Raw genomic sequence first — 25066 nt, 5'->3', positions numbered from 1 at the left:
CATTAATCGCCATAGAGAGGAGGGTTCTTCTCTGGCACATTAAACAAAATTTTTATGTCTAATATCGTTGCAATCGTTGGCCGACCGAATGTAGGTAAGTCAACTCTTTTTAACAGGCTTCTCGAGAGACGGGAAGCCATTGTAGATTCCACAGCGGGCGTTACTCGCGACAGGCACTATGGGAAATCCGAATGGTGTGGAGTAGAATTTACCGTGATAGATACTGGCGGCTATGATGTAGGCTCGGATGATATCTTCGAAGAGGAAATCCGCAAACAAGTGCAGCTCGCCATAGATGAGGCAACCTCCGTTATCTTTATACTCAATGTAGAGGAAGGGCTCACGGATACCGACCACGAGATATATCACCTCCTGAGAAAAGCAAACAAGAAAGTCTATATCGTAGTAAATAAAGTAGACTCGAGCAAGGAAGAGCTCCCCGCTACCGAGTTTTATCAATTAGGGATAGATGGCTACTATACCATCTCCTCTGCTACGGGTTCTGGTACTGGCGACCTCCTCGATGATATTATAAAGGACTTCCCCACTAAGGAATACAAAGACCCCTTTGAGGGATTGCCGAAAATAACCATTGCGGGGCGACCGAATGTAGGGAAATCTACCCTTACCAATGCCTTACTCGATAATGAGAGGAATATCGTAACCCATATTGCGGGGACTACTCGCGACAGCATCCAAAGCCTGTACAACAAATTCGGGCACGAGTTTGTATTAGTAGATACAGCAGGTATGCGGAGGAAAAACCGAGTGTCTGAGGATTTGGAATTCTACTCTGTAATGCGCTCGGTGCGTGCTATAGAAAACTCGGATGTAGTCATCATTATGGTAGATGCTTCTCTCGGCTGGGAATCTCAGGATATGAATATTTTCAGCATTGCGCAGCGCAACAGAAAGGGCATTGTAATCCTCGTTAATAAATGGGATTTGGTAGAAGACAAAAAAGCCAATACGATGAAGGAATTTGAGGCAGGTATAAGGCATAAAATAGGTCAGTTCTCCGATGTACCTATCCTCTTCATCTCTGCACTTACCAAGCAAAGAATTCTGAAAGCCGTAGATACCGCAATGGAAGTCTATGAAAACCGAAAGAAGAAAATAAAAACTTCAAAGCTCAACGAAATAATGCTCCCTATCTTTGAAAACACCCCTCCACCAGCTATAAAAGGGAAATACATCAAGATAAAGTATTGCGTGCAACTGCCTACGCCATCGCCACAGTTTGTATTCTTCTGCAACCTTCCGCAGTACATAAAAGAGCCTTACAAACGCTTTACGGAAAACCAGCTCCGAAAAGAATTCGGCTTTACAGGCGTACCGATAGAAGTATATTTCAGACAAAAGTAGGGGGAGATTGCTCCCCTTTTTATTAATCAAATCCTGTCTTTGTCTGTAAGTTTCATACATTTGCTAAAAATTAATATATGACCACTATTTTATCCGAAAATTTCTCATTAGTAAACTCCTGGATTAATGAACTCCGAAATGTAGAGGTGCAACAAGACCGAATGAAATTCCGCAGAAACCTCGAAAGAATAGGTGAAATTGCAGCTTTTGAAATAAGCAAACACCTTGAGCAAAAGGAAATAGAAATCACAACTCCTCTCGACAAAATAAAAGTGAGAGAAATCGCTGTACAGCCCGTTATTACCACAATTTTGCGTGCTGGTGTACCACTCTTCCAAGGCGTGCTAAACTACTTTGATAAGGCAGACTGTGGTTTCGTAGCCGCTTACCGAAAACACGATGCCAACGACTACTTCTCCATAAAACAAGACTACCTCACCTGTCCAAATATAGAAGGGCGACCACTCATCGTAGCCGATCCAATGCTCGCAACAGGTGCCAGTCTTATAGAAGCATTGAAAGACCTGCTGACAAACGGCAAACCGTCTCAAATCCACATCGTAGCGGCAATTGCATCAAAAATAGGCGTTGAAACCGTACAGAAAGCCTATCCCGAAGCCCACATCTGGGTAGGTGCATTAGACGAAAACCTCACACCGAAAGGATACATCACCCCAGGACTGGGAGATGCGGGAGACCTTTCTTATGGAGAGAAGCTGCAGCGGTAATGTTATAACAAAGGAAAGGTGTGAAAATAATTCACACCTTTGTTATTTCAATACATAACTGGAAAGCTTATCGGCTATCTTTCTATCATTCGCAAGTCGTGGGATTTTGTTCTGACCGCCCAATTTGCCCTCTGCCTTTGCATAATCATTAAAAGCATTCTTTTTCAGTCGGGTAATTACCAGCGGTTGGAGCACGCTTCCTGAAATTAAGTCATCATAATAAGGATTTCGCTTGCGCATCTCCCTATCGAGCTGAGCCTTAAACGCATCTAAGCTCTCAGGTTCCTTTTCAAACTCAATGAACCACTCGTGATACGGAAGGCTACTCGCAGGATTGACCTGCGGAGCCAGATGAAACTCAGTAATTTGCGCAGGGAATGCCATTACAGTGGCTTTCAGCGCCTCCTCTGCCTCAAAAGCGATGATATGCTCCCCAAATGCCGAAGTATAATGCTTTGTGCGCCCAGAAACAAGGATTTTATACGGATTTTTTGAGATAAAACGCACCACATCTCCAATAGAATACGCCCATAGACCCGAATTGGTGGAGATGATAAGCGCATAATCTTTATCAAGCTCGATTTCTGCGAGTGTGAGGCGCTTTGCATCAGGTTTTCCGTAGTCTTCAAGGGCAATGAACTCGTAAAAAATCCCGTGATTGGTGAGCAGGAGCAGTCCGTCCTTCGTATAATCATCTTGAAATGCAAAGAAACCTTCAGAAGCGGGGAAAGTTTGGATAATATCGACCTTTCCACCGAGGAGCTCCTCCATTTTTTCGCGATAAGGCTCGTAATTTACACCTCCTGTAACGATGATTTGCAGGTTGGGGAAGAGTTCTTTTATTTTCTTTCCGTTCTTTGCGATAAGTTTCTCAAAATACATTATAAGCCAAGGGGGTATACCCGAAATGAGAGTCATATTTTCAGTTTCGGTCTCCTTCACAATTTGATCTACTTTGGTCTCCCAGTCTTCTATGCAGTTGGTTTCGTATTTTGGGAGCCTATTTTTTTGTAAGTATTTCGGGATATGGTGTGCCACGATGCCCGAAAGCCGCCCTGTTTTGATACCACCGACTTCGCTCAGCTGCGGACTCCCTTGTAAAAAGATCATTTTGCCTGTGATGAAGTTTGCATTACCTTTCTGCGCGATATAATGGAGTAGGGCGAGCCTTGCAGCGTTTATTTGGTCGTTAATTCCTTCTTTGGAGATGGGGATATACTTTGAGCCAGAGGTAGTTCCCGAAGTTTTTGCGAAATATTCAGGTACATCTGTCCAGAGAATGTTTCTGTCGCCGTGTTTTAGCTTTTTTATAAAGGGTAAAAGGGCTTCGTAATTGGTTATAGGCACTCGCTTTTGGAAATCTTCCACAGAATGAATCTCACTAAAGCCATAGGCTCTGCCAAAGAGGGTTTTCTCGGCGTTTCTTACGAGTGAGAGCAGGAGTTTTTGCTGATCAGATGCAGCATTATGCTTAAAGTGCTCGGATTTTGCAACTTCTCTTTTGGCAAAAATGAGAGCGAGCTTCTTTTTTAGGAAATTAATCATAAGCAAAAATAAATAAAACCTGCATTATAGAAATGCAGGTTTAATAAAAATAAAGTATTATGAAGAATTATTTATTTGTCCGTTTTCTTCATTGAAACAAATACCGTGCAAGAAGAAATAAATTTTGTGTATTTTAACTAAACTTTAACAAAAATCAGGTTTCCCTTAGAAAAAAGAGAAACCTGAAATGATAAATTAAAACAATGTGCTACTGAAAATACTCCACACCGTTTTTGAAGATATTGTGATAGTTTGCGGTAGGGATATTTTTGAGCAATCCTTCCGCAAAACGCTCTGGATGCCCCATTCTACCGAAAATTTTACCGCTCTGGCTGGTAATTCCTTCTATTCCAAAGGCTGAATTATTAGGATTATATGGCATTCCGTGAGCTATATTGCCTTCAAAGTCGATGTATTGGGTAGCGATTTGACCATTTTTGTACAATTCCTCCAAAACTTCCGTACTTGCCATAAAACGACCTTCACCGTGGGAAATCGGAATGGTGTAAGTCTGCCCTTTCATCCCTTTAAGCCAAGGAGAATCGTCATTAACCACCTGTATATTTACCATTTGGGAGATATGCCTGCCGATAGCGTTGTGTGCAAGCGTAGGCGAGTGCTCATCCAAGTCTCTAATCTCTCCATAAGGCAATAAACCTGATTTTACAAGCGCTTGAAAGCCATTGCAAATCCCCAATATCATCCCGTCTCTCTCCAAAAGCTGATGCACAGCCTGCTTCATCTTGTCGTTTTTAAGAACATTTACAATGAATTTTGCGGAGCCGTCAGGCTCATCCCCCGCAGAGAATCCCCCTGAAAATACAAGGATTTGAGCATTATTAATTTCCCTCACCCAAGCCGCTATACTCTCTTCCAAAAGCTGATGATTGAGGTTTAATAATGGTAAAGACGAAACTTCTGCACCCTCTTTTCGGAAGGCATTTTGGGTTTCGTATTCACAATTGGTACCTGGGAAAACAGGAGCAAAAACCCTCGGTTTCGCGATATTATGCTTTTTAATGATGATATTTTTCTCGTTGATAGAATTGAGTTTTTTGTCAATATTAATCTCAATTTTCTCAGGCTCTACGGTTGGGAACAAGCCTTCAAAAGTAGAAGTGTACGCCTTTTTCAATTCTTCCAATGAGAAGCTTTGGGCATTAATGATGAGCTCTGGATTTTCACTTACTTTTCCGATAAGTGTGAGTAGCGAATTGCTTTCCAGCTCTTCAATGGATTCTATGAGTAATCCACCGATATTCTTTTTGAGGACGAGGTTTTCATCAAGGCTTACTTCTGCGCCGAGGTGGTTTCCGAAGCACATTTTAGAGAGTGCAACTGCCATACCTCCATCTTTAATGGTCTTAACAGAAACGATTTTCCCCGCTTTGATTTGCTTATAAACGAAATCAAATACCGCCTTTAAGTCTGCATAATTTGGTAAGCCATTTTCTGCATTTTCGTGGTGGAAATGATAGATATAATTACCCGCTTTCTTCAGCTCTGGGGAGATGATATTCTTCTTCTCACCATTGGCGCAGGCAAAGGAAATCAGCGTAGGCGGTACATTTAGGTTCTGGTAAGTCCCGCTCATTGAGTCTTTCCCTCCGATGGCTGCAAGCTCAAGATTCATCTGCGCATCATAAGCTCCAAGGAGAGATGCCAAAGGCTTGCCCCACTTCTCAGGAGCTTGCCCCAGCTTTTCAAAATATTCTTGGAAACTAAGACGGATATCCTTGTAATTCCCTCCCATTGCTACGATTTTCGCAACCGATTCTACCACTGCATTTGCTGCTCCCACGAGAGAATTTTGGGTAGAAATCTCGGCATCAAAGCCCCAAGAGGCAAGGGATACGGTTTCCACGCTTTTAGCTCCTAATACAGGCAAGGTTTGTACGCTTCCCTCCATTCCGGTGAGCTGGTACTTCCCTCCGAGGGGCATTGCCACCGTAGTAGCGCCCACTGAGGAGTCGAACATCTCTAATAGTCCTTTTTGAGAAGCTACATTCTTATCAGAAAGTATTTTTAAGAGGCTTTCTTTATTAAATTCCTTCGTAGGAAGAGAAACTTTATTAAGATGAGAAACTTCAACAGATTGTTTTTTAGGGTAGCCGTTGGAATTGAGAAAATCTCGACTTAAATCAACGATTTTATCGCCTTTCCAGAACATTTGCATCCTACCAGAATCGGTTACTTTGGCAACTTCCACCGCTTTAATATTTTCCCTCTCGCAGAGGTGGATGAACTTATCTCTATCCTTTGCATCTACCACCACAGCCATTCGCTCCTGAGATTCGGAGATGGCAAGCTCGGTACCGTTAAGCCCCTCATATTTAAGAGGGAGGATATCGAGATTGATTTCTAATGAATCGGCAATTTCGCCAATGGCCACCGATACTCCACCCGCCCCAAAGTCATTAGACTTCTTGATGAGAGTCGTTACCTCAGGATTTCTAAACAGCCGTTGAATTTTTCTTTCTTCTACGGCATTGCCCTTTTGAACTTCGGTGGAGAGGCTGTGTATTGAGGTTTCGTCCTGCTCTTTTGATGAACCAGTGGCACCGCCTACACCATCGCGCCCCGTAGCTCCACCAAGGAGAATGACTACATTGCTCGCCTGCGGTTGCTCACGCTTTACCCAAGATTTTGGTACGGCACCCACCACAAATCCTACTTCCATTCTCTTCGCCTTGTAGCCTTCGTTATAGATTTCGCTGACCATCGTGGTTGCCAGACCAATTTGATTTCCGTAAGATGAGTAGCCATTCGCTGCTTGCTTGGTGATGGTTCTCTGCGGCAATTTTCCTTCAATGGTTGATGAAATAGGCTCTAAAACATCGGCAGCACCCGTAAGCCGCATTGCTTGGTAGACAAATGCTCGCCCAGAGAGTGGATCTCTGATAGCTCCACCAAGACAAGTTGATGCCCCACCGAAAGGCTCTATCTCAGTGGGGTGATTGTGGGTTTCATTCTTGAAGAGGAGATACCAAGGCTCTTTCTTGCCGTCGTACTCCGCTTCTATTTCTATGGTGCAGGCATTGATTTCGTCTGAAACTACGAGGTTTTGTAGCTTTCCCGTTTTATGAAAATATCGTGCGCAGACGGTCGCCAAATCCATCAGTGAGATAGGTTTTGCCTCTCTTCCGAGAAATTTCCTCTTTTCTAAATAATCAGCGAAAATCTTCTCAAGTGTCTCTTTAAAATCTCCTTTAAAAACGATGTCCATAAGCTCGGTTTCAAAGGTCGTATGGCGACAATGGTCACTCCAATAGGTATCCAAAACCTTAAGTTCGGTTTCGGTAGGCTGTCTTTGTTCGGTTTTAAAATAGTTTTGAATAAACTGCAAATCATCAAAGCCAAAAGCAAAGCCGTGCTGATGGTAGAACGCTTGTAGCTCCTCCGTACTGAGCTCGGTAAAGCCCTCAAAGACTGCTACAGCAGAAGGTTTTTCCTGAGTGGGGATTTCCAAAACGGAGAGTTCCTTTTCTCGGCTTTCTACTTTATTGATGAGGAGATTTTTAATGCTCAAAAACTCAACATTGCTGATGCCCGCAAGTGAGATGAGCTTGCCGCTCCTTACGGTAACGCCCTCTACTCCTGTGAGGAGGGAGATGCACTGCTGCGCGGAGTCTGCCCTTTGGTCGTACTGCCCAGGTAGAAATTCTGTAGCGAAATAAAGCCCCGTAGCGGGGTTAGTCGTATGTAAAATATCGGTAACAGGGTCTGCGAAAGTGCTCCCTGCTATCTTCTGAAAATCCACCTCGGGCAATCCAAAAACATCATAGACATTATAGACCTTTACGCCTTCTATGTGGGGGACTATGGCTTTTATTTCATTGAAAACTTTTGGACTTTCTACATCAAAAATCGGTTTTTTCTCTACGAAAATTCGTTTATTCATTTTTAATTTTTATTTAGCTTTTTAATCTTTTAAGAAGTTATTCTGTATAATATTCATTATCCTTTCTTATTTTGGTGGCATTCCTTTACCTTTTTGGCTACTTCTGCTCGGTTAGTTTCCAAATAATCCAGCAGTCCGTAGGGTATTCTACTTTTGTCAAGGATATCAAACTGGATTTTTAGACATTTATAAAGTTGAATTTCACCTGTTTCATTCAAATATAAAAAGGCAATATCGCCTTTTTTTAAAGTATTGGTCTTGGTATCGGTTTTTATTTTTAAATCGGTAGTATCAGTAATGCTATTGAATAGTTTTTTTATTAATTCACGATTATTTTTGATATTTTCATAGTAAGAATCTTTCACAAATCTGCTCTTTGCGATATCCCATTTCAACTTAATATCCTTAGAAAATACGATTTGTATTTCCTCTTTTAAATATTCTTTTGGGGAGTTATTGAGTGACATTTGTACAGGGTTTGCCTTGCAGAACCCCAGTATCAACACCAATAGTAGAAAGGTGATTTTTTTCATTTTTACTTTGCTTATCCAGAAATTCTGAATTTTTCTGCACAAATATACAATAAATATGGATTTTAACCTCTCATAATAGTGATTGCTTTAAAGGAACTTTCGGATAATTTTACAGGGAAGTGGTTACTCAACCTTGAATGCTGATTATCTTATACTTGATAAGATGAGAAAGAAATAGCCCTCTTACTGATATAAGAGGGCTATTGATAAGCATTTTATATTTACTCTACTAAAAGTTTTTCTAATCTCTCCAATCGAGATTTTAGTTCAGCGATTTCTGCATCTTTCTCTTTTAGCTTCTTATCTTGCTCAATAGTGTGTAGATAAAGTTCTTCTATTTTCTCCACATTTTTAAGCTGAGTATCCATCAGGTCTATATAGCCTTGCTTTTTAATAGCCTCAGCAGATTTATAGCCTGGCAAATGCCCATTCTGTTTTACAAAATTCTCTACTTGAGAAAGACTTGCAAAAGTATAGTCTGGTTTAATGGTAGAATCCCCCGTATAATACTTCTGAAATACATAGTCTGGGAAAATACTTGCACCATTTTTACCTACAAATGAACTAGCTAATAGACTACCTGTATTGTCTATACTCACATCATCTCTTCCTACTAATTTTATATTACCATTATTAGAATCTTTTTCCCAAAGTTGAGCTAATGTCTGGCTAGCATTAGTTCCTGCTTTTAACACTCCATCTTTATCTACATATACTTGGCGATAGCCTGTACTTGTGCTTTTTAATGAGCCAAAACGAATATCTCCGCTTTCAGTATGAATCGCTCTATTAATTTCAGAACCCGCTTCTACATTACCTATATGAAGTCCATACATTTTCTTAATCGTCCCTCCTGTAACAGCTTGAGGATAAAAATTAAATGCCTTATAAGTATCTATATTAGCTCCTGCTTCTACAGTAGAATAAGTAGAATAATCTTCATAGCTTGTAATTGTACTGCCCGATTTTATATTTGATACTGATTGATGCCCAATAAGAGTAGTAGCTTTAGCACCTGACTCTGTTGCGATAAACTGAATAGTTCCCCTTACTCTTTCACTGGTTGAATTTTCATTTAGAGTAATATTATTTTTCTGATTATAAGAATAACTAGCTGTTGCTTGAGGTGCTATATTAACATAGTTATCAATTCCTATAATACCCTCTACATTATGCGGAGTATTACTTCCCCCCCTAGGAACGGTTTGAGTTGCAACTTCTGATGCTACCCCTCTGATAGTTTTAGCCTGTCCAAAATTATGTACTATAGCTCTCATACCATAAAGCCTTTCAACTCCACTAGCATAGTTTCTTGCACTAAATCTACCTCCTATTGCATTTTCAAGTGCAGGTCTGTAAGTACTATCAGGTGTGCCTACGGTTACTACTCCTGCTGCACCTATTACATTATCTACCTTATTGTTTGAAAATAAATCTACACTTGAGTTTGCTCCATATATGCTTCCCAATGTAGATGTAATATCTTTTGCTACCACTCTATTTTCAGAAAGCTGATAAATAGAATTAGGCTTTACTTTACTCACATGACCTTCCTTTATAATTGCATTATTCTGGAAGAATGAATAATATTCTTTATTGGTTCCAAAACCTTCCTTAGGAAGCGTATCTGAGCTTGAAAGAAAGGCAAAAGGAATCGTATTTTCTACATAACCTTTTACACCTGAACCTCTATGCCATAGTAAATCATTTTCCGTAACTCCACCCAAATTAAAGGTAATTTTTCTATTAGAACCATAAGACACTACATCATTATTACCTTCTGCTGGTTTTAGATAAGTTTTGATAACCCCATTATCTGTTCTCTGAGCCCAGAGATTACTATCTGTACTTACCCATTTAGTACCATTATAGTAGTAGAAACCCTCACTTTTCACTTCGGATACCTTAGTATCTGTACCTGTATAGGTAATGTTATTTACATACACAAGGGTAGATTTCTCTGGACTTTCAATATTTGCAAGTCTCTTTTTACTTAATCTTGGGATAAGCAATCCCTCTTTGGTTGTTGAAGTTTCTTTTGCATTCTCAGAACTAGGCTGAATATCCATTGTAGCCTTTGGAGTATCAGTGTTTAATCCTAACTTTCCATCGTACTTTTCTTGTGCACTTAGCATTACGCCAAATCCTAAAAAAGCCATTGCACCAGCTTTTAGAAATAGTTTTTTCTCCATTTATAGTATATTTAGTATTTGCGCTCCCTCCCCTTTTCCGAGAGCTTTGTTATTTAATAATTTCTTTTCACTTTAAACAAGGGGATATTTTAAAGCTTATTACTTTCTTAAAAATAGTATTTATTAAATTTTTAATTAAACTACAATTTATAATATCTTTTTTAATACTTACTATTTAATTAAAAAAATAAATGCGCGCAAATATACAGTTTTTTCTTGCAGAAATCTCAATTTTCACTATCAAAAAAAAAGAGTTTCCTTTCTTCTTATTTTCAATTTTATGCTGTCATAATTTTTTATGTAATTAATAAAAATTCTTTCTCAAAAAAAGTTTCTATATAATATATAAAGACTTCCACTAAAAAAAGTAGAAGTCTTCTATTTTCTATCAAATTTGGCAAAGCCTTTCAATTATCTTTAAGTTACTGATATTAGGCTTTATAATTAAAAATAACCTCAAACCTTCAAATCTGCTTCTAAGCCTATCAAGTATTTGTATTTATCAAGTATAGGCTGCACTTCATTATTTACAAACTCTTCGGTTTGGATTGGAGCAAAACCAATGAAGTTTTTCGGTTCGAGGACTTCAGCGATTTTTGATTTATCCATTTTGAGGGAAGAGTCGCTCATTATTCGTTCTATAAGGTCGTTGTCTTTACCTTCAATTTTTACTTTTTTACTCGCTTCCATCGAGTGCTGGCGAATGGTTTCGTGGATTTCTTGGCGGTCACCACCCGCTTTTACTTCCTCCATTATGATGTATTCGGTCGCCATAAACGGTAGCTCCTCCATTATATGCTTATGGATTCGGTTTTCATAAACCACCAGACCGCTCATTATATTATTCCAGATAAGGAGGATGGCATCTACGGCAAGGAACGCCTGCGGAATGGTAAGTCGCTTGTTTGCCGAGTCATCTAGCGTACGCTCAAACCACTGTGTGGAGGCTACCATAGCCGAACCAGAGGATACTGACATTACGAATTTTGCCAAAGCACCGATTCTCTCCGAGCGCATCGGATTTCTCTTGTATGCCATAGCCGATGAACCGATTTGATTCTTCTCAAAAGGCTCTTCCACCTCTTTAAGGTTCTGAAGAAGGCGAAGGTCATTCGTGAATTTGTGGGCTGACTGAGCGATGTTTGATAATAACGCAACCACCTTAGCATCTATCTTGCGATCATAGGTTTGCCCCGATACACCGAAGACTTTCTCAAAGCCAAACCTTTTGGAAAGCTCCCTGTCCAAGTGTTTTACTTTGGAATAATCTCCATTAAACAGCTCGAGGAAGCTCGCTGCCGTACCCGTAGTACCTTTCACCCCGCGGAATCTGAGTGTTTCGAGGAAAAATTCTAATTCCTCAAAATCTAAAATCAGAGACTGCAGCCAAAGCGTAGCCCTCTTGCCCACTGTGGTGAGCTGCGCGGGCTGAAAATGCGTAAAGCCCAGCGTTGGGAGGTCTTTATATTTTAGGGCAAAATCCGATAATTTCTTCATCACATTGATGAGCTGCTTGCGGATAATCTTAAGCCCGTCGCGAATCTGGATAAGGTCGGTATTATCCCCTACGAATGCGGAAGTTGCCCCCAAATGGATAATGCCCTTTGCAAGCGGCGCCACATCTCCATAAGTATGCACATGCGCCATTACATCGTGGCGGAATTTCTTTTCATATTCGGCTGCTTTAGCAAAATCAATGTTCTCCGCTTGCTCCTTCAGCTGGCGGATTTGCTCCTCAGAAATATCCAATCCTAAATCTCTTTCAATCTCTGCAAGTGCAATCCAGAGTTTTCTCCAAGTTCTAAACTTATTATTCGGTGAAAAATTATAGAGCATCTCCTCACTGGAATATCGCTCCTCCAAAGGGTTTTTGTAAGTATTCATTCTTATTTTTTTAGATTTTTTAATACAGGCAAATATAGAAAAACTTTAAGGGATATCACTGCTATAAAAGCTAATTAAGGATAACTTATAATTAATATTCTAAAAAGATAATGAAAAATATAATATATTCACAATAAGAAAGAAGACGTTTATATTAAAAATGAAAGAGAATAATCTCCTAAATAAAGCAAAAATACTACTCTTACTATTTCAGAGCATATTATATGGATTTATATATCATTTTGCCTTTGTTTTTTCAAGTTCTATTCGAGCTGTGAGCTCTTCTTGGTATATAGTCATAAACTTGTTTAAGTCCATAAAAGCATACCCAACTAAGCGATAGATTAAATTCTTGTATTCGATCTTCTCTGTTGCAGTAAATAGAGTTTTACCACCTTCCTCTGGTTCGAATGTTGCCTGCCACTCTCCTGTGAACATTTTACTATCCATCTTAAAGCTGTAGAAAGAGTGTGGTATCTTCTCAAGTGTTTTAAAACGAATTGTTACACCATTAGCAGTCTCTTCCCATTCTTCAATATCCCCTTGGGTACGGATGATCTCCAAATCATCCAAAGAACTTCTGTAATGCCAATCTTGATTGTTGGTCACGATAGCAAAAACGACATCAATAGGGGCATTCAAAATACATTGTTTTGTCTCCATTCTGGTTCTCGGAAGAAGTACTCCTATGAGAACAACAACCAATACAAGCAATAAAAGCCCGCTCAATATTATGTACAACATATTCTTCATATTCTATTTGATTATTATCTACTTTTCAGCCTTTGTAGAACCTTCGTGCTTGATGAGTCCTTGCTTAGTCATATTCTTAATATGATATTTAATGCCATCAAGAGTAATGCCGATGGATTGAGCCAACTCCTTTTGCTCACTTTCAGTCAGTACACGCTCTTTTCGTTTAATCCGATAATAGGCCGTGCGGCCAAAGGTGTAGATAAGATTTTGGCGGATATCACTTAAATCAGCCACCCGTACGTTATCATAGATTCGTGATATTCCCCATGCAAAACGTTCCTTGCGGTTAGGGTCGAAGAACGGACAAGGCTGCTTGTCCGCAATCACTTTCGAGTTCACTATCATATACTGCTTCCGTCCACCCATTTCGAGCATCGTGTAGGCGGTATGGTGTAAACACTGGCTGGCTTTCTTACAGTGAGTGCCAGCACAGTGTGCGTAGTCGTAGGGTAGTTGGTTGTATTGTTCAAGGGTCATAGAGTATAATTTTTTTATATTAATGTAGCAGGTGAAATCCTACGACCATTCTTCAATCGTAGTCTTTACCAAATCTAAAATCATAATTTTATCCTTAGACTCTATAATATTTTGGACATTCTTACCCTTAAATGTTTGATAAATGGATAAACGAATAACAGGTATTCCTTTTATAAGTCCAGTTACATCTCTTAGGAAATCGTAAAAAGCACGTTGCTTCCATCTTGAACTTCCAGCTCCATTTAAGCATCCATTATCATTACTTTTCATAAATAAATTCTCTGAAGAATCGGATTTCCAATATCCTCCGAATTTACGGCAACAAGACTCATACTGTACACAAAATTGTTTATATGCATCCAAAGGAAATCCCTTTATGCTCTGATAAATATTAGAGTTTAAGGTCTGTAATCTATATCTATTGAAATGATTCTCTTCATCTAATTCCATGATAAATTTAGGAGTTGAAATATCCCATGCCCCAAACTTCAATGGAGGTTCTTCCTGTGTTCCCCCTAATTCTTTGTACATTCTTTCTACTTCAAAATACAGTTCAGATGAAAGTGAGAACTGATTCTTAGTTAGTTTTGGGTGCTTCTTTTCCCCATATTCTTGCAATACTATTTGCTTTAAGATATTCTCTTTTTTCATTGTTTAGATTGAATAAAACAAAAGAGGAGAATATTAGAATCCCCTCTTTTATTGTAATATACTTATTATGTTCTTTACTTCACTTCTTCAAAGTCTGCGTCTTGAACATCATCGGTAGCTCCTGTGTTAGTTTTAGCACCATCGGTTGGGTTTGCACCCTGCTGTTCTGCTTGAGCTTTGTAAAGTTCTTCAGAAGCGGCCATCCAAGCGGCATCAAGAGCTTCAGATTTAGTTTTAATAGCTTCTAAATCTTTTGCTTCAAAGGCTGTTTTCAGCTCGGCTGCTGCAGTTTCTATAGCAGCTTTCTTATCTGCTGGAATTTTATCTCCAAATTCTTTCAACTGCTTTTCTGTCTGGAATACTTGTCCATCAGCTTTATTGAGAAGGTCTGCCTCTTCTTTTCTCTTAGCATCGGCAGCAGAGTTTTCCTGAGCTTCTTTCTTCATTCTCTCTATTTCCTCATCAGACAATCCAGAAGATGCTTGAATCTTGATAGACTGCTCCTTACCTGTACCTTTATCTTTCGCAGAAACGCTTAATATACCGTTTGCATCGATATCAAATGTTACTTCAATCTGAGGAACACCTCTTGGAGCTGGTGGGATATCTGTTAATTCAAATCTTCCGATTTCTTTATTATCATTAAACATCGGTCTTTCTCCCTGACCTACTCTGATGGTTACTGCTGGCTGGTTATCTGCTGCGGTAGAGAATACCTCAGATTTTCTTGTAGGTATCGTAGTATTTGCCTCAATAAGTTTAGTAAATACGCTACCCATTGTTTCTATACCGAGAGAAAGCGGAGTTACATCAAGGAGTAACACATCTTTCACATCTCCTGTAAGCACACCTCCCTGAATAGCAGCTCCTATGGCAACTACTTCATCTGGGTTTACCCCTTTGGAAGGCTTCTTACCGAAGAATTTTTCTACTTCTTCTTGAATAATTGGGATACGGGTAGAGCCTCCTACAAGGATAACTTCATCTATATCAGATGTAGATAGTCCTGCATCTTGAAGTGCTTTTTTGCAAGGCTCCATAGAGCGTCTCACAAGGTCGGCAGAAAGCTGCTCAAATTTAGCTCTTGTAAGGGTTTTCACAAGGTGCTTAGGTCCAGATGCCGTAGCTGTGATGTACGGAAGATTGATTTCGGTTTGTGAAGAGGCAGAAAGTTCAATTTTAGCTTTCTCAGCTGCTTCTTTCAATCTTTGAAGAGCAATGGCATCAGCCTTTAAATCTACACCTTCCTCTGCTTTAAACTCATCTGCAAGCCAGTTGATAATCACTTCATCAAAGTCATCACCTCCAAGGTGAGTATCTCCATTGGTAGAGAGCACTTCAAATACACCATCACCAAGGTCAAGGATTGAGATATCAAAAGTACCCCCACCGAGGTCATATACTGCTATTTTCTGATCTTTATGGCTCTTATCAAGACCATAAGCCAATGCTGCAGCCGTTGGCTCATTAATAATTCTTTCTACTTTAAGACCGGCGATTTCACCAGCTTCTTTGGTTGCCTGTCTCTGTGCATCATTAAAGTAAGCAGGCACGGTAATTACGGCTCTGGTTACTTCCTGACCGAGATAATCCTCTGCGGTTTTCTTCATCTTTTGAAGTGTCATTGCAGAAATTTCCTGTGGCGTATATTCTCTATCATCAATCTTTACTTTTACGGTATCATTTGCTCCTTTCACCACTTCATACGGCACTTTTGAAATCTCATTTGCATCGTCTGAATAGTGAGTACCCATAAATCTCTTTATAGAGTATACGGTTTTCTTAGGGTTGGTAACCGCTTGTCTTTTCGCTGGGTCTCCCACTTTTCTCTCACCGTCTTCGGTAAAGGCTACGATAGAAGGCGTTGTTCTTTTGCCCTCCGCATTTGGGATAACCACAGGGTCTTTCCCTTCCATAACTGAAACACAAGAGTTGGTTGTTCCAAGGTCAATTCCAATAATTTTACTCATAATATTTTCTTATTTTTTAATTAAAATTTAAATGATTGTCGTGAGGTTTCTCCTCTAAAACGACATCGCCGTATTGGCTAATTCCATACCAGAGATTTTTCTTTTCGTTTTTATGACAAAATGACATAAAATAATTTTTATTAATGACAAATGTAATAGGAAAACCTCTGCCAGCTCCCGATTAAAATGACAAAAAGTAGCCTGAAAATTTTCCACGCGTGACAATTTCAATTTCATAGTGATGAAATTGGAGTTTCGTAGTGATAAAATTGGAATTTCATAGTGATGAAAAAAAATTTGCACAGCAGGAAATCAAGAATTCCTGCTTTCATATTTTAAAATTCATAGTTATGAAAAACATAGTATTTTGCTTATTAATCCTATTAACTTTATTTAACTCTTACATTTTGAATAGCATGAGTCATCAAAATCATAAAAAAAATAGAGATGCTGACAAAATTGTCAACATCTCTAAACCTGTATTTTATACTCTAAAACCTCTATATATGTAGCGGTCTTTTAGCTGTAGCATCAAGTGCCGCTTCTTTTACGGCCTCTGCATAGGTAGGGTGCGCGTGAGACATTCTGGTGAGATCCTCTGCAGAAGCACGGAATTCCATTGCCGTAACGCCCTCTGCAATAAGGTCTGCCGCCCTTGCTCCTATCATATGGAAACCGAGGATTTCATCTGTTTTAGCATCTGCCAGAATCTTTACAAAGCCGTCAGTATCTCCAGAAGCACGGCTTCTACCCAAAGCTCTCATAGGGAAATTACCCACTTTATACTCTACCCCTGCTTCTTTTAGCTGTTCTTCAGTTTTGCCTACTCCTGCAACTTCTGGCCAAGTATAAACAACCCCAGGTATAAGGTCATAGTTAATGTGAGGTTTCTGACCAGCAAGGCTTTCTACCACGAATACACCTTCTTCCTCAGCTTTGTGAGCAAGCATTGCTCCTTTCACCACATCTCCTATTGCATAGATATTGGATACATTCGTCTGTAAATGGTCATTTACCTTTACTCTACCCCTCTCATCAAGCTCTACACCTGCATTTTCCAAGCCGAGGCCATCAGTATAAGGTCTCCTCCCCACAGATACCAGGCAATAATCTCCCTCAAAACTCACCTCTCCTTTCTTATTGGTTGCAGTGATTTTTACAGAGTCTCCATTTCTCTCCACAGCAGAAACTGCAGTAGAAAGCTCAAATTTCATTCCCTGCTTCTTCAATACTTTTTGAAGTTCTTTAGACAATGAGCCGTCCATACCTGGGATAATCTTATCCAAATACTCTATTACAGTAACCTCTGCTCCAAGCCTTAAATACACAGAACCAAGCTCTAAACCGATAACTCCCCCACCAATAACAAGGAGTTTTTTAGGTACTTTCTGTAGATTTAACGCCTCTGTGGAAGTAATAATCCTCTCCTTATCAATATTGATAAACGGCAATGATGACGGCTTAGACCCCGTAGCAATGATGATATACTTAGATTCAATGGTTTCGGTAGAACCGTCATTTTTAGTAATCTTTACCTTAGTAGCAGATTCAAAACTCCCCACCCCTTGGAAAACGGTTACCTTATTTTTATCCATAAGGTAATTAATTCCCTTGGTAGTAGTCTCTACCACTTCATTTTTACGAGCAATCATTCTCGGCAAATCTACCTTGGGTTCATTAATTAGAATCCCCAAATTTGCAAACTCGTGTTTAGCTTTTTCAAAATGTTCTGAACTGTCTAACAAAGCCTTAGATGGAATACAACCTACATTAAGGCAAGTACCTCCCAAAGTAGGATATTTCTCTATAATAGCAGTTTTAAAACCTAATTGTGCAGCACGAATCGCTGCTACATAACCACCCGGACCTGAACCAATAATGGTAACATCAAACTGTGACATTTTATTTATACTTTAATTTTTAAATTTCAATTGGGGCTAAGGTACAACTTTTAAACGAATCACAAGATTCTAATGCGAAAAAACTTAATAATATCATAAATTACCAAGTACCTCTTCATACTTACCGAGAATTATCTCTTTGGAAAATCGCATTCTGATGGATGCTTTAATCTTCTCTTTATCATAAATATCCTTTAGAACCTGCTTAATTCTCTCTGCAAATCTCTCATAATCTTCTATGCGATGTATCTCTCCATTTACCCCTGGCTGAATAATCTCTCGGATACCACCAGGACAGTCATTGGCAAGAGAATAAACCCCACAAGCTCCCGCTTCTAACAGTACATTCGGAAAACCTTCATATCGTGAGGAGAGGATAAACAAATCAGCATATTTAAAATACTGATAAGGGTTTGGCTGCCTTCCGTGGAAGAATACATTAGAAAGCCCAAGATGCTCCTTAAGCTGAGAAAGCTGCTCACGCTCCCTTCCATCGCCTAAAATATGCAGTCTGATAGGCTCATCACGGAGAAAAGAAAATATTCTAAGTAAATTATCAAAACCTTTGCGAGAAGAAAGGTTCCCAATAGCTAAAACATCTTTTACATCAAATTCTTCAGAGGCTAAAGCCTGCGGTTGGGAGGATATACTGAGCTGTTGGTCTATAAAATCAAAATCTACAGGATTATTAATCTTTACCATCTTCTCTTGCTTCACACCAAAATTCTCTTGAAGATCAGCTTGCATATCATCGCTCTGGCAGATAATCTTATGATAATTATTATAAAAACGATAGAACAGGCGAATCTCCTTTCGTTTCACATGTTCAGAGACTACATTAGTTTCCCTTGCTATGAATTTTACCTTAGGAAAGAGCCTAATAAAAAGGGAAAGATAAGCATTTACTTCTCCAAAGCCTGAGAATACAATATCGGGTTTTCGCTTCATTAATTCCCTAAGAATAAATGGAATGGAGTATCGTATTCGCTGAACACCTAGGTCTATCACCTCCACATCATCTCGTAATAATTGAAGATAACTACCTTCTTTACGAAGAAGCATTAGCTTAGGTACGAATTTATCTCTTGGAAGATGATTCGCAATAGTAGTAACAATCCTCTCTGCCCCACCTGTTTCCAAGTCAGGAAGTATAAATATAATATCTTTCTTCATCAATAGACTATCTCGCCTCTTTAATATAAGAGTCAATAACTTCAAAAGCCTTTTTTTCATCTAAAATACTCACCAAGACCCTTAGAGTATTTGCTGTAGGTGTTGTAGTAAAAGACAAGTACTTATCTTCAATAAAACATTCAATGCCAGCATTCTCTAATCTCGCTTTAATAAGCTGTACTTCGGCTGTACTTTCAGACTCAAAGACTGAAACTCTCGTTTTCCTTTCCATAATAGAAGATTTTTTATAATGTGCTAAGATAAGCATTCTAATAGAAAAAACGATTTGTAATCAATTTATTTTTCCCTAAATTTGAAGCCTTCAAACACTTATAATGAAACAACTTATCCTCACACTAAGCATCCTGATGCTTGTAACAAGCTGTTCGACGACTAAATCAGCCCGCGCAAGCTATAAACCACGCTATCAGTCAAGCACAACGAGAAATCTAACTTCTAAATTCAGTGGAAAGACTGAGAAACATATCAGGAAAGTTCTGAAAGACGCAGAAAAGTACTTAGGAACGCCGTACAGATTCGGTGGCACAACATCCTCAGGGTTTGATTGCTCAGGATTTACGCTCACGGTCTTTGCCGAGAATGATTATACCCTCCCCAGACGCTCCTCTGACCAATCCGAAATAGGGAGTTCTATCTCCGTCAATCATATCAAGCCTGGCGATTTATTATTCTTTGCCACCAGTGGAGGGAGTAGAGTTTCTCATGTAGGCATTGCTCATTCCATTGATGAAAGTGGGGAAATCAGGTTTATCCACGCATCCACCTCCAAAGGTGTCATCATCTCCTCTCTCAGTGAAAAGTACTGGAATAAAGCTTTCTTACACGCCAAGAGGATATTCTAAAACAAAGAAAATCAAACTAAAAAGAAAATACAATATAATAAAGTATAAATATATGACACTTCAAAAGAAGATAGAAGAAATTTGGGAAAACCGAGAGTTACTACAACAAGAAGAGAGCAAAGCAGCCATCCGAGAGGTCATAGCACTCCTCGATAGAGGCGAAATACGCGTCGCAGAGCCTGCATCAGAAGGTTGGAAGGTTAATGAATGGGTTAAAAAGGCTGTAATACTCTATTTCCCTATTCAACAAATGCAAACGATAGAAGTAGGATGCTTCGAGTTCCACGACAAAATCCCTCTAAAAACCGATTATGCTAATCAGGGTGTTAGAGTAGTCCCTCACGCTATTGCAAGACAGGGCGCATACCTTGCACCAGGCGTTATAATGATGCCATCATATGTAAATATCGGTGCTTATGTAGATTCTGGGACTATGGTAGATACTTGGGCAACTGTAGGAAGTTGCGCACAGATTGGTAAAAATGTCCATCTAAGCGGAGGTGTCGGTATCGGTGGTGTATTAGAGCCTCTCCAAGCTGCACCAGTGATTATAGAAGATGATGTATTCATCGGCTCTCGTTGCATTGTCGTAGAAGGCGTTATAGTAGAGCGCGAAGCTGTGTTAGGAGCCAATGTAGTACTTACATCATCCACCAAGATAATTGATGTAACAAGCGAAGAACCTGTAGAACTCAAAGGAAGAGTGCCATCACGCTCCGTAGTGATTCCAGGAAGCTATACAAAGAGTTTTCCAGCAGGAGAATATCAAGTACCTTGCGCTCTGATTATAGGAAAACGAAAAGAATCCACCGATAAAAAAACCTCCTTAAATGATGCTCTCCGAGAAAACAGTGTATCAGTCTAAGAAAAAGATATAAGGTTTAATCTAACAAGGTTAAACCTTATCTTATACATTAAAAACCTCACTCCAAAGACTAAAACAGAAAACTCTAAGAGCAAATAACAACATCCAAAGAGCAAAATAGAAGCACTGAAGAACAAACAATAAAATCCATAAATCAAAAATCAAAATCCAAAGAGTGAAAAACAAAATCCAACAAGCATAATAGATAATCCAAAGACTAAAACAGAATATAATGAAAGAGAAATACTCTAAAAATATTATAATAGCCTCTACCGTATGGATATCACTTACGCTCGCAAGTATCATCCAGAATATCCTTATTAAGAGTCAGTTTAACAATTACCTTATCTTCAAAGGCGTATTCTGGCATACCCTATCCGAGACTGGACTATACAAAGAATATCCCTCAGAGTACTTTGATGTTAATCATTACGGCATATTCTTTTCGTTGATTATCGCTCCATTTGCTTTATTACAGGATAAAATTGGCGCATCACTCTGGATTATCACAAATTCATTCCTACTCCTTTGGGCAATAATGAAGCTCCCACTCACAAAACAACAAATCTTTGGTATAATACTCATATCCACGCATGATTTGTATACTGCCGTATGTATGCAACAGTTTAACCCGAGTATTATTAGCTTGCTCATTGCTACATTTATCTTTATCGAAAAGGGGAAAAGCCATTGGGCAACCTTATTTATCGTTATCGGAACACTTACAAAGCTCTACGGAATTGTAGGATTAGCATTCTTTTTCTTTGCAAAGGATAAACTTCGCTTTATCTACTCTCTCATCATCTGGTTTATCTTACTCTTCTGCTTACCAATGCTTATCTCCTCACCAGAATTCGTCATTGAGCAATATAAAGGCTGGTTCTTAGTATTGCAAGAGAAAAACCAGCAGAATACAGATATTAGCTTTAACTTGCAGAACTTATCCCTACTCGGTTTCCTCCAGCGAACAGGTATATACAATAACAACGGGCTCGTTATCCTCTCTGGAATTATATTATTCCTCCTTCCCTATCTTAGATATAAGCAATTCAGTAGCTTAAAGTTTAGACTAATGGTCTTATCATCCATTAGCCTCTTCCTTTGTCTCTTCAGCACAGGAACGGAGAACAGCACCTATATTATCGCCTATGTAGGTATTGGCTTATGGCACACCGTCTCTCCATCAAAATATAAAATCTGGAACTTAATCCTCCTTATCCTGACAATACTAGCCTCTCTCTCTCCTACCGACCTCTTCAAACCGATTAAGGAGAACTATATCATTCACTATTCATTAAGAGCCATACCTCCTACACTCGTCTGGCTTACTCTTATATACGAAATGCTTACCCTAAACTATAAAGACGAGGAAATAAAATATAACCTAAAAACCATAGAATAATGCAAAAGAAACATATACAAATCATTATTCCTTGCTATAATGAAAGAGATAACATCAAAGTTCTCTATCAAGCCATTAAAACTGTATTTAATGAGAGCGAGCTAAAAGAAAAATACACTCATTCATTCATTTTCGTAGATGATGGAAGCTCCGATGGAAGTAAAACTCTCCTTCAAGAGCTTTCATCAGAGCATACCAACATCCACTTTCTCTCTTTCTCTCGCAATTTTGGGCATCAGCTGGCTGTAAAAGCAGGTCTTGACTATGCAACAGGCGACGCAGTCATCTCAATGGATGCCGATATGCAGCATCCTCCCCATCTCATCCCTACACTACTCCAAAAATGGGAAGAAGGAAACCAAGTAGTCGCTACACTACGCTCCTACCCTGCCGAAATATCAAAAAAGAAAGATAAAACATCAAAATATTTCTATAAACTCCTTAATCTTATCTCAGATGTAGAGATAAAAGAAGGCTCAGCAGACTTCCGACTCCTCGATAAATCCGTCGTAAGTATCATAAAATCAATGAAAGAAAGCGAACCATTCCTTCGGGGCATTGTACCTTGGGTAGGCTTTAATCAAATCTATATTCCCTACACTGCACAAGCCCGCCACTCTGGAGAAACAAAATATACATTAAAGAAAATGCTCAATCTTGCTCTCGCAGGAGCTACCGCATTCAGTGTAAAACCTCTATACTTCGCTGTATATCTCGGGTTTATCTTCTCACTACTCTCCCTACTCTATATACCTTATGTACTTTACGCTTTTCTAAGTGGCACCGAGATTTCAGGATGGGCATCACTGATTATGACAGTCGTTTTCTTCGGTGGAATACAGCTCTCTATACTTGGAATACTCGGGATATACCTCGCAAAAGTCTTTAAACAAACCAAAATACGCCCAGAATACATTATACAAGAGCATAATCTATAGTAAATACCGTACTATAGTATCAAACCATACAAGCCTCGTATTCAAATAGAAAAATAAAATATCAAACTACTAAAAAATGATATTAAACAAAACAAATTTATTATCGCTTTATACAAAACCCTTAATAAAGTAATAATAGAATCGCCCGAATTAGAATAATTATTCATTAAAAAACTCACCCCATCGAAGAGAGAAAATAAAAATATTAAAAAAAATCTTCATCAATTATTTGGAGTATAAATAAATAATATTAATTTTACCAAAAATTTTATCACATCATAAAAATCTTATTGTTTAATATAAAAAAATTAAAAAGTTATGTCTTACAAACTCAATTTAAGAAAAGAAAACTACGCTGCACTAGCAGATTTTATCGTAGTAAGTTTCGAGCGAGACCTCGCAGATTTCACCACTGCCTTTAAAACAATGGACGCAAGCTATCTGGCAAACTTTAAGCAGGCTATAGATGAAGTCCGCAAGGTTACATCAATCAGCGCAACCCGTATCCAGCAAAAGGAAACCACTAAACAGCTCTACCAAGAGGCTACAAAACTCAAAGATTTGCTCCTATTTCTTAAAAAATATGCCGATAGAGCCAAAATAGAGTCCTCAATGCTTACAAAAATTAGTAAACAACTCCGCGCAAAGAATATAGAACGCTCCGTATTGACTCTTAGAGAGTTTCTCCCTCATTTCGTAGCCAATAAAGATAAGCTCACAGATATGCCTGATGGCTTTCTAGACAAGCTAAACCTCTCAATAACAGAACTGGAAAGGCTCAATGTCCTCCAAAACTCATTAATGAACAAATCTAAGAATACAACTCACCAGGCAATGCCTGTATTTAAAAATCTCTATAATTATATAAGCGAAGTTGCTGATGCAGGAAAAATTATTTACAAAGGAACTCATAAAAAAGACGAATACACTATCTCTAAGATACTTATAAAAATGAATGCAGCCGATAGAAAGCGAGATAAATCCAGCATATCAAAAGATTTTCCGCCTCTACTATAGCATCTACTGTCCATAATAAATGCTCTGCACATTTATCTGTAAAATCTGTGCAGAGCAATATTGTATTTAAACTATAAAACTATTTATCAACCTTTTAAACCAATGATTTACCTCTCTTTTGATATCGAAGAATTTGATATGCCAAAAGAATATGGCTACGAAATAGACTTTGACCGACAAATATCAACCTCCCGAAAAGGCTTAATTGCCATTCTCGACCTTTTACAAAAGCACAAAGCAAAAGCAACATTCTTCTCTACCGTTGTATTTGCACAAAACTGCCCTGATCTTATTAACAGACTGCTTGCAGAAGGGCACGAGCTCGCTTCACATACCTATTATCACACTGATTTTGAAATCCCTCACCTCGAGCTTTCAAAAAAGACCCTCGAACAAGACTTCCACACCCCCATACTCGGGCTCCGTATGCCCAGAATGCGAGATATCCCTGCCGAAGAAGTTAAAAAAGCAGGATATTTCTATAACTCTTCAGTGAACCCTACCATCCTGCCTGGTAGATACAACAAAAGTCATATCCCTAAGAGGTTCTATAAAGAAAAAGACCTCTGGCAAATACCTACAGCCGTTAGCCTTCTCAGATTCCCTCTATTCTGGCTATCATTCCATAATTTCCCTCTCATAATCTACAATATCCTCCTTTCTCAGTGTATAAAAAGCACAGGATATGCCACCCTCTACTTCCATCCTTGGGAGTTCACCAACTTACACCATAAAGAATTCAACTTCCCACACTATGTCAAAAGAAATACAGGCGATAAAATGATTGCAAAATTTGAAAAACTCCTTATACACATTAATAAAAAAGGATGGAAAACAGCACTCTATCGAGATTTAATTAAAAACGAATCCTCAAAGCATAATATCCATTAAGCGAAACATACTAT

At 38.9% G+C, this 25066-nt stretch carries 20 protein-coding genes; 8 read left to right on the top strand and 12 right to left on the bottom strand.

Annotated elements, in window-relative coordinates; genetic code table 11:
- The first annotated feature begins 54 nt into the window (after positions 1 to 54).
- Together der and upp are read left to right on the top strand one after the other, a co-directional pair.
- Positions 55 to 1365, top strand: a complete 1311-nt coding sequence (gene der, locus DBX24_RS07795) for a ribosome biogenesis GTPase Der (RefSeq protein ID WP_160224498.1) — start codon at positions 55 to 57, stop codon at positions 1363 to 1365.
- A 77-nt stretch (positions 1366 to 1442) separates the two neighbouring features.
- Positions 1443 to 2093 carry a uracil phosphoribosyltransferase gene (upp, locus tag DBX24_RS07790; protein WP_120489187.1) on the top strand — a complete coding sequence of 217 codons (651 nt, stop codon included), beginning with the start codon at positions 1443 to 1445 and terminating at the stop codon, positions 2091 to 2093.
- Between the two features lie 42 nt (positions 2094 to 2135).
- Here the strand turns inward: upp and DBX24_RS07785 are convergent, their stop codons facing one another.
- The 12 genes from DBX24_RS07785 to DBX24_RS07730 all read right to left on the bottom strand — a co-directional run bounded on the left by DBX24_RS07785 (position 2136) and on the right by DBX24_RS07730 (position 19308).
- Positions 2136 to 3638: a GH3 auxin-responsive promoter family protein gene (locus DBX24_RS07785; RefSeq protein ID WP_160224497.1), complete on the bottom strand. Its 1503-nt coding sequence runs from the start codon at positions 3636 to 3638 to the stop codon at positions 2136 to 2138.
- Between the two features lie 208 nt (positions 3639 to 3846).
- Positions 3847 to 7539 carry a phosphoribosylformylglycinamidine synthase gene (locus tag DBX24_RS07780; protein ID WP_160224496.1) on the bottom strand — a complete coding sequence of 1231 codons (3693 nt, stop codon included), beginning with the start codon at positions 7537 to 7539 and terminating at the stop codon, positions 3847 to 3849.
- 56 nt (positions 7540 to 7595) lie between these two features.
- Entirely contained in the window at positions 7596 to 8006 is a 411-nt protein-coding gene (locus DBX24_RS07775) for a hypothetical protein (RefSeq protein WP_160224495.1), read from the bottom strand.
- 287 nt (positions 8007 to 8293) lie between these two features.
- The gene (locus DBX24_RS07770) at positions 8294 to 10264 is read right to left on the bottom strand and encodes a phage tail-like protein (RefSeq protein ID WP_160224494.1); all 1971 of its coding nucleotides are present in this window, start codon (positions 10262 to 10264) and stop codon (positions 8294 to 8296) included.
- A gap of 456 nt (positions 10265 to 10720) precedes the next feature.
- A complete protein-coding gene (gene purB / locus DBX24_RS07765) occupies positions 10721 to 12148 on the bottom strand; it encodes an adenylosuccinate lyase (RefSeq protein ID WP_160224493.1) in 1428 nt (475 codons plus the stop codon).
- 237 nt (positions 12149 to 12385) lie between these two features.
- Entirely contained in the window at positions 12386 to 12811 is a 426-nt protein-coding gene (locus tag DBX24_RS07760; protein WP_221411192.1) for an SRPBCC family protein, read from the bottom strand.
- Positions 12812 to 12919: 108 nt separating this feature from the next.
- Entirely contained in the window at positions 12920 to 13381 is a 462-nt protein-coding gene (locus DBX24_RS09450) for a DUF6078 family protein (RefSeq protein ID WP_160224492.1), read from the bottom strand.
- A 39-nt stretch (positions 13382 to 13420) separates the two neighbouring features.
- Positions 13421 to 14032, bottom strand: a complete 612-nt coding sequence (locus tag DBX24_RS07750; RefSeq protein ID WP_160224491.1) for a DUF7255 family protein — start codon at positions 14030 to 14032, stop codon at positions 13421 to 13423.
- A 74-nt stretch (positions 14033 to 14106) separates the two neighbouring features.
- Positions 14107 to 16002: a molecular chaperone DnaK gene (dnaK, locus tag DBX24_RS07745; protein ID WP_120489203.1), complete on the bottom strand. Its 1896-nt coding sequence runs from the start codon at positions 16000 to 16002 to the stop codon at positions 14107 to 14109.
- Between the two features lie 500 nt (positions 16003 to 16502).
- A complete protein-coding gene (gene lpdA, locus DBX24_RS07740; protein ID WP_160224490.1) occupies positions 16503 to 17903 on the bottom strand; it encodes a dihydrolipoyl dehydrogenase in 1401 nt (466 codons plus the stop codon).
- Between the two features lie 93 nt (positions 17904 to 17996).
- Positions 17997 to 19079 (bottom strand): glycosyltransferase, encoded by a 1083-nt coding sequence (locus tag DBX24_RS07735; protein ID WP_160224725.1) that lies wholly within the window; start codon positions 19077 to 19079, stop codon positions 17997 to 17999.
- A gap of 4 nt (positions 19080 to 19083) precedes the next feature.
- Positions 19084 to 19308 carry a putative signal transducing protein gene (locus tag DBX24_RS07730; protein ID WP_120489718.1) on the bottom strand — a complete coding sequence of 75 codons (225 nt, stop codon included), beginning with the start codon at positions 19306 to 19308 and terminating at the stop codon, positions 19084 to 19086.
- Between the two features lie 103 nt (positions 19309 to 19411).
- On the opposite strand from DBX24_RS07730, the gene DBX24_RS07725 reads away from it, so the two are divergent.
- The 6 genes from DBX24_RS07725 (at position 19412) to DBX24_RS07700 (ending at position 25052) form a co-directional block, all read left to right on the top strand.
- The gene (locus tag DBX24_RS07725; protein WP_160224489.1) at positions 19412 to 19939 is read left to right on the top strand and encodes a C40 family peptidase; all 528 of its coding nucleotides are present in this window, start codon (positions 19412 to 19414) and stop codon (positions 19937 to 19939) included.
- A gap of 52 nt (positions 19940 to 19991) precedes the next feature.
- Positions 19992 to 20804 (top strand): 2,3,4,5-tetrahydropyridine-2,6-dicarboxylate N-succinyltransferase, encoded by an 813-nt coding sequence (locus DBX24_RS07720; protein ID WP_160224488.1) that lies wholly within the window; start codon positions 19992 to 19994, stop codon positions 20802 to 20804.
- A 232-nt stretch (positions 20805 to 21036) separates the two neighbouring features.
- The gene (locus DBX24_RS07715) at positions 21037 to 22206 is read left to right on the top strand and encodes a glycosyltransferase family 87 protein (protein ID WP_160224487.1); all 1170 of its coding nucleotides are present in this window, start codon (positions 21037 to 21039) and stop codon (positions 22204 to 22206) included.
- On the top strand, positions 22206 to 23144 hold the full coding sequence (locus DBX24_RS07710; protein WP_160224486.1) for a glycosyltransferase family 2 protein: 939 nt from the start codon (positions 22206 to 22208) through the stop codon (positions 23142 to 23144). The genes DBX24_RS07715 and DBX24_RS07710 overlap by 1 nt, the downstream gene beginning before the upstream one ends.
- Before the next feature lie 318 nt (positions 23145 to 23462).
- Positions 23463 to 24161, top strand: a complete 699-nt coding sequence (locus tag DBX24_RS07705; protein ID WP_120489211.1) for a hypothetical protein — start codon at positions 23463 to 23465, stop codon at positions 24159 to 24161.
- Positions 24162 to 24263: 102 nt separating this feature from the next.
- A complete protein-coding gene (locus DBX24_RS07700) occupies positions 24264 to 25052 on the top strand; it encodes a polysaccharide deacetylase family protein (RefSeq protein WP_120489212.1) in 789 nt (262 codons plus the stop codon).
- Positions 25053 to 25066: the final 14 nt, after the last annotated feature.

Source organism: Bergeyella cardium (genome assembly GCF_009914665.1).
GTDB lineage: Bacteria > Bacteroidota > Bacteroidia > Flavobacteriales > Weeksellaceae > Bergeyella_A > Bergeyella_A cardium.
This window is presented reverse-complemented; position numbering and strand designations above follow the sequence as displayed.

What these genes read in the sequence shown, in the direction of transcription:
- der (WP_160224498.1), top strand. Translation starts at nt 55, where the DNA reads ATGTCTAATATCGTTGCAATCGTTGGCCGACCGAATGTAGGTAAGTCA.
- upp (WP_120489187.1), top strand. Translation starts at nt 1,443, where the DNA reads ATGACCACTATTTTATCCGAAAATTTCTCATTAGTAAACTCCTGGATT.
- DBX24_RS07785 (WP_160224497.1), bottom strand. Translation starts at nt 3,638, where the DNA reads ATGATTAATTTCCTAAAAAAGAAGCTCGCTCTCATTTTTGCCAAAAGA.
- DBX24_RS07780 (WP_160224496.1), bottom strand. Translation starts at nt 7,539, where the DNA reads ATGAATAAACGAATTTTCGTAGAGAAAAAACCGATTTTTGATGTAGAA.
- DBX24_RS07775 (WP_160224495.1), bottom strand. Translation starts at nt 8,006, where the DNA reads ATGTCACTCAATAACTCCCCAAAAGAATATTTAAAAGAGGAAATACAA.
- DBX24_RS07770 (WP_160224494.1), bottom strand. Translation starts at nt 10,264, where the DNA reads ATGGAGAAAAAACTATTTCTAAAAGCTGGTGCAATGGCTTTTTTAGGA.
- purB (WP_160224493.1), bottom strand. Translation starts at nt 12,148, where the DNA reads ATGAATACTTACAAAAACCCTTTGGAGGAGCGATATTCCAGTGAGGAG.
- DBX24_RS07760 (WP_221411192.1), bottom strand. Translation starts at nt 12,811, where the DNA reads ATGGAGACAAAACAATGTATTTTGAATGCCCCTATTGATGTCGTTTTT.
- DBX24_RS09450 (WP_160224492.1), bottom strand. Translation starts at nt 13,381, where the DNA reads ATGACCCTTGAACAATACAACCAACTACCCTACGACTACGCACACTGT.
- DBX24_RS07750 (WP_160224491.1), bottom strand. Translation starts at nt 14,032, where the DNA reads ATGAAAAAAGAGAATATCTTAAAGCAAATAGTATTGCAAGAATATGGG.
- dnaK (WP_120489203.1), bottom strand. Translation starts at nt 16,002, where the DNA reads ATGAGTAAAATTATTGGAATTGACCTTGGAACAACCAACTCTTGTGTT.
- lpdA (WP_160224490.1), bottom strand. Translation starts at nt 17,903, where the DNA reads ATGTCACAGTTTGATGTTACCATTATTGGTTCAGGTCCGGGTGGTTAT.
- DBX24_RS07730 (WP_120489718.1), bottom strand. Translation starts at nt 19,308, where the DNA reads ATGGAAAGGAAAACGAGAGTTTCAGTCTTTGAGTCTGAAAGTACAGCC.
- DBX24_RS07725 (WP_160224489.1), top strand. Translation starts at nt 19,412, where the DNA reads ATGAAACAACTTATCCTCACACTAAGCATCCTGATGCTTGTAACAAGC.
- DBX24_RS07720 (WP_160224488.1), top strand. Translation starts at nt 19,992, where the DNA reads ATGACACTTCAAAAGAAGATAGAAGAAATTTGGGAAAACCGAGAGTTA.
- DBX24_RS07715 (WP_160224487.1), top strand. Translation starts at nt 21,037, where the DNA reads ATGAAAGAGAAATACTCTAAAAATATTATAATAGCCTCTACCGTATGG.
- DBX24_RS07710 (WP_160224486.1), top strand. Translation starts at nt 22,206, where the DNA reads ATGCAAAAGAAACATATACAAATCATTATTCCTTGCTATAATGAAAGA.
- DBX24_RS07705 (WP_120489211.1), top strand. Translation starts at nt 23,463, where the DNA reads ATGTCTTACAAACTCAATTTAAGAAAAGAAAACTACGCTGCACTAGCA.
- DBX24_RS07700 (WP_120489212.1), top strand. Translation starts at nt 24,264, where the DNA reads ATGATTTACCTCTCTTTTGATATCGAAGAATTTGATATGCCAAAAGAA.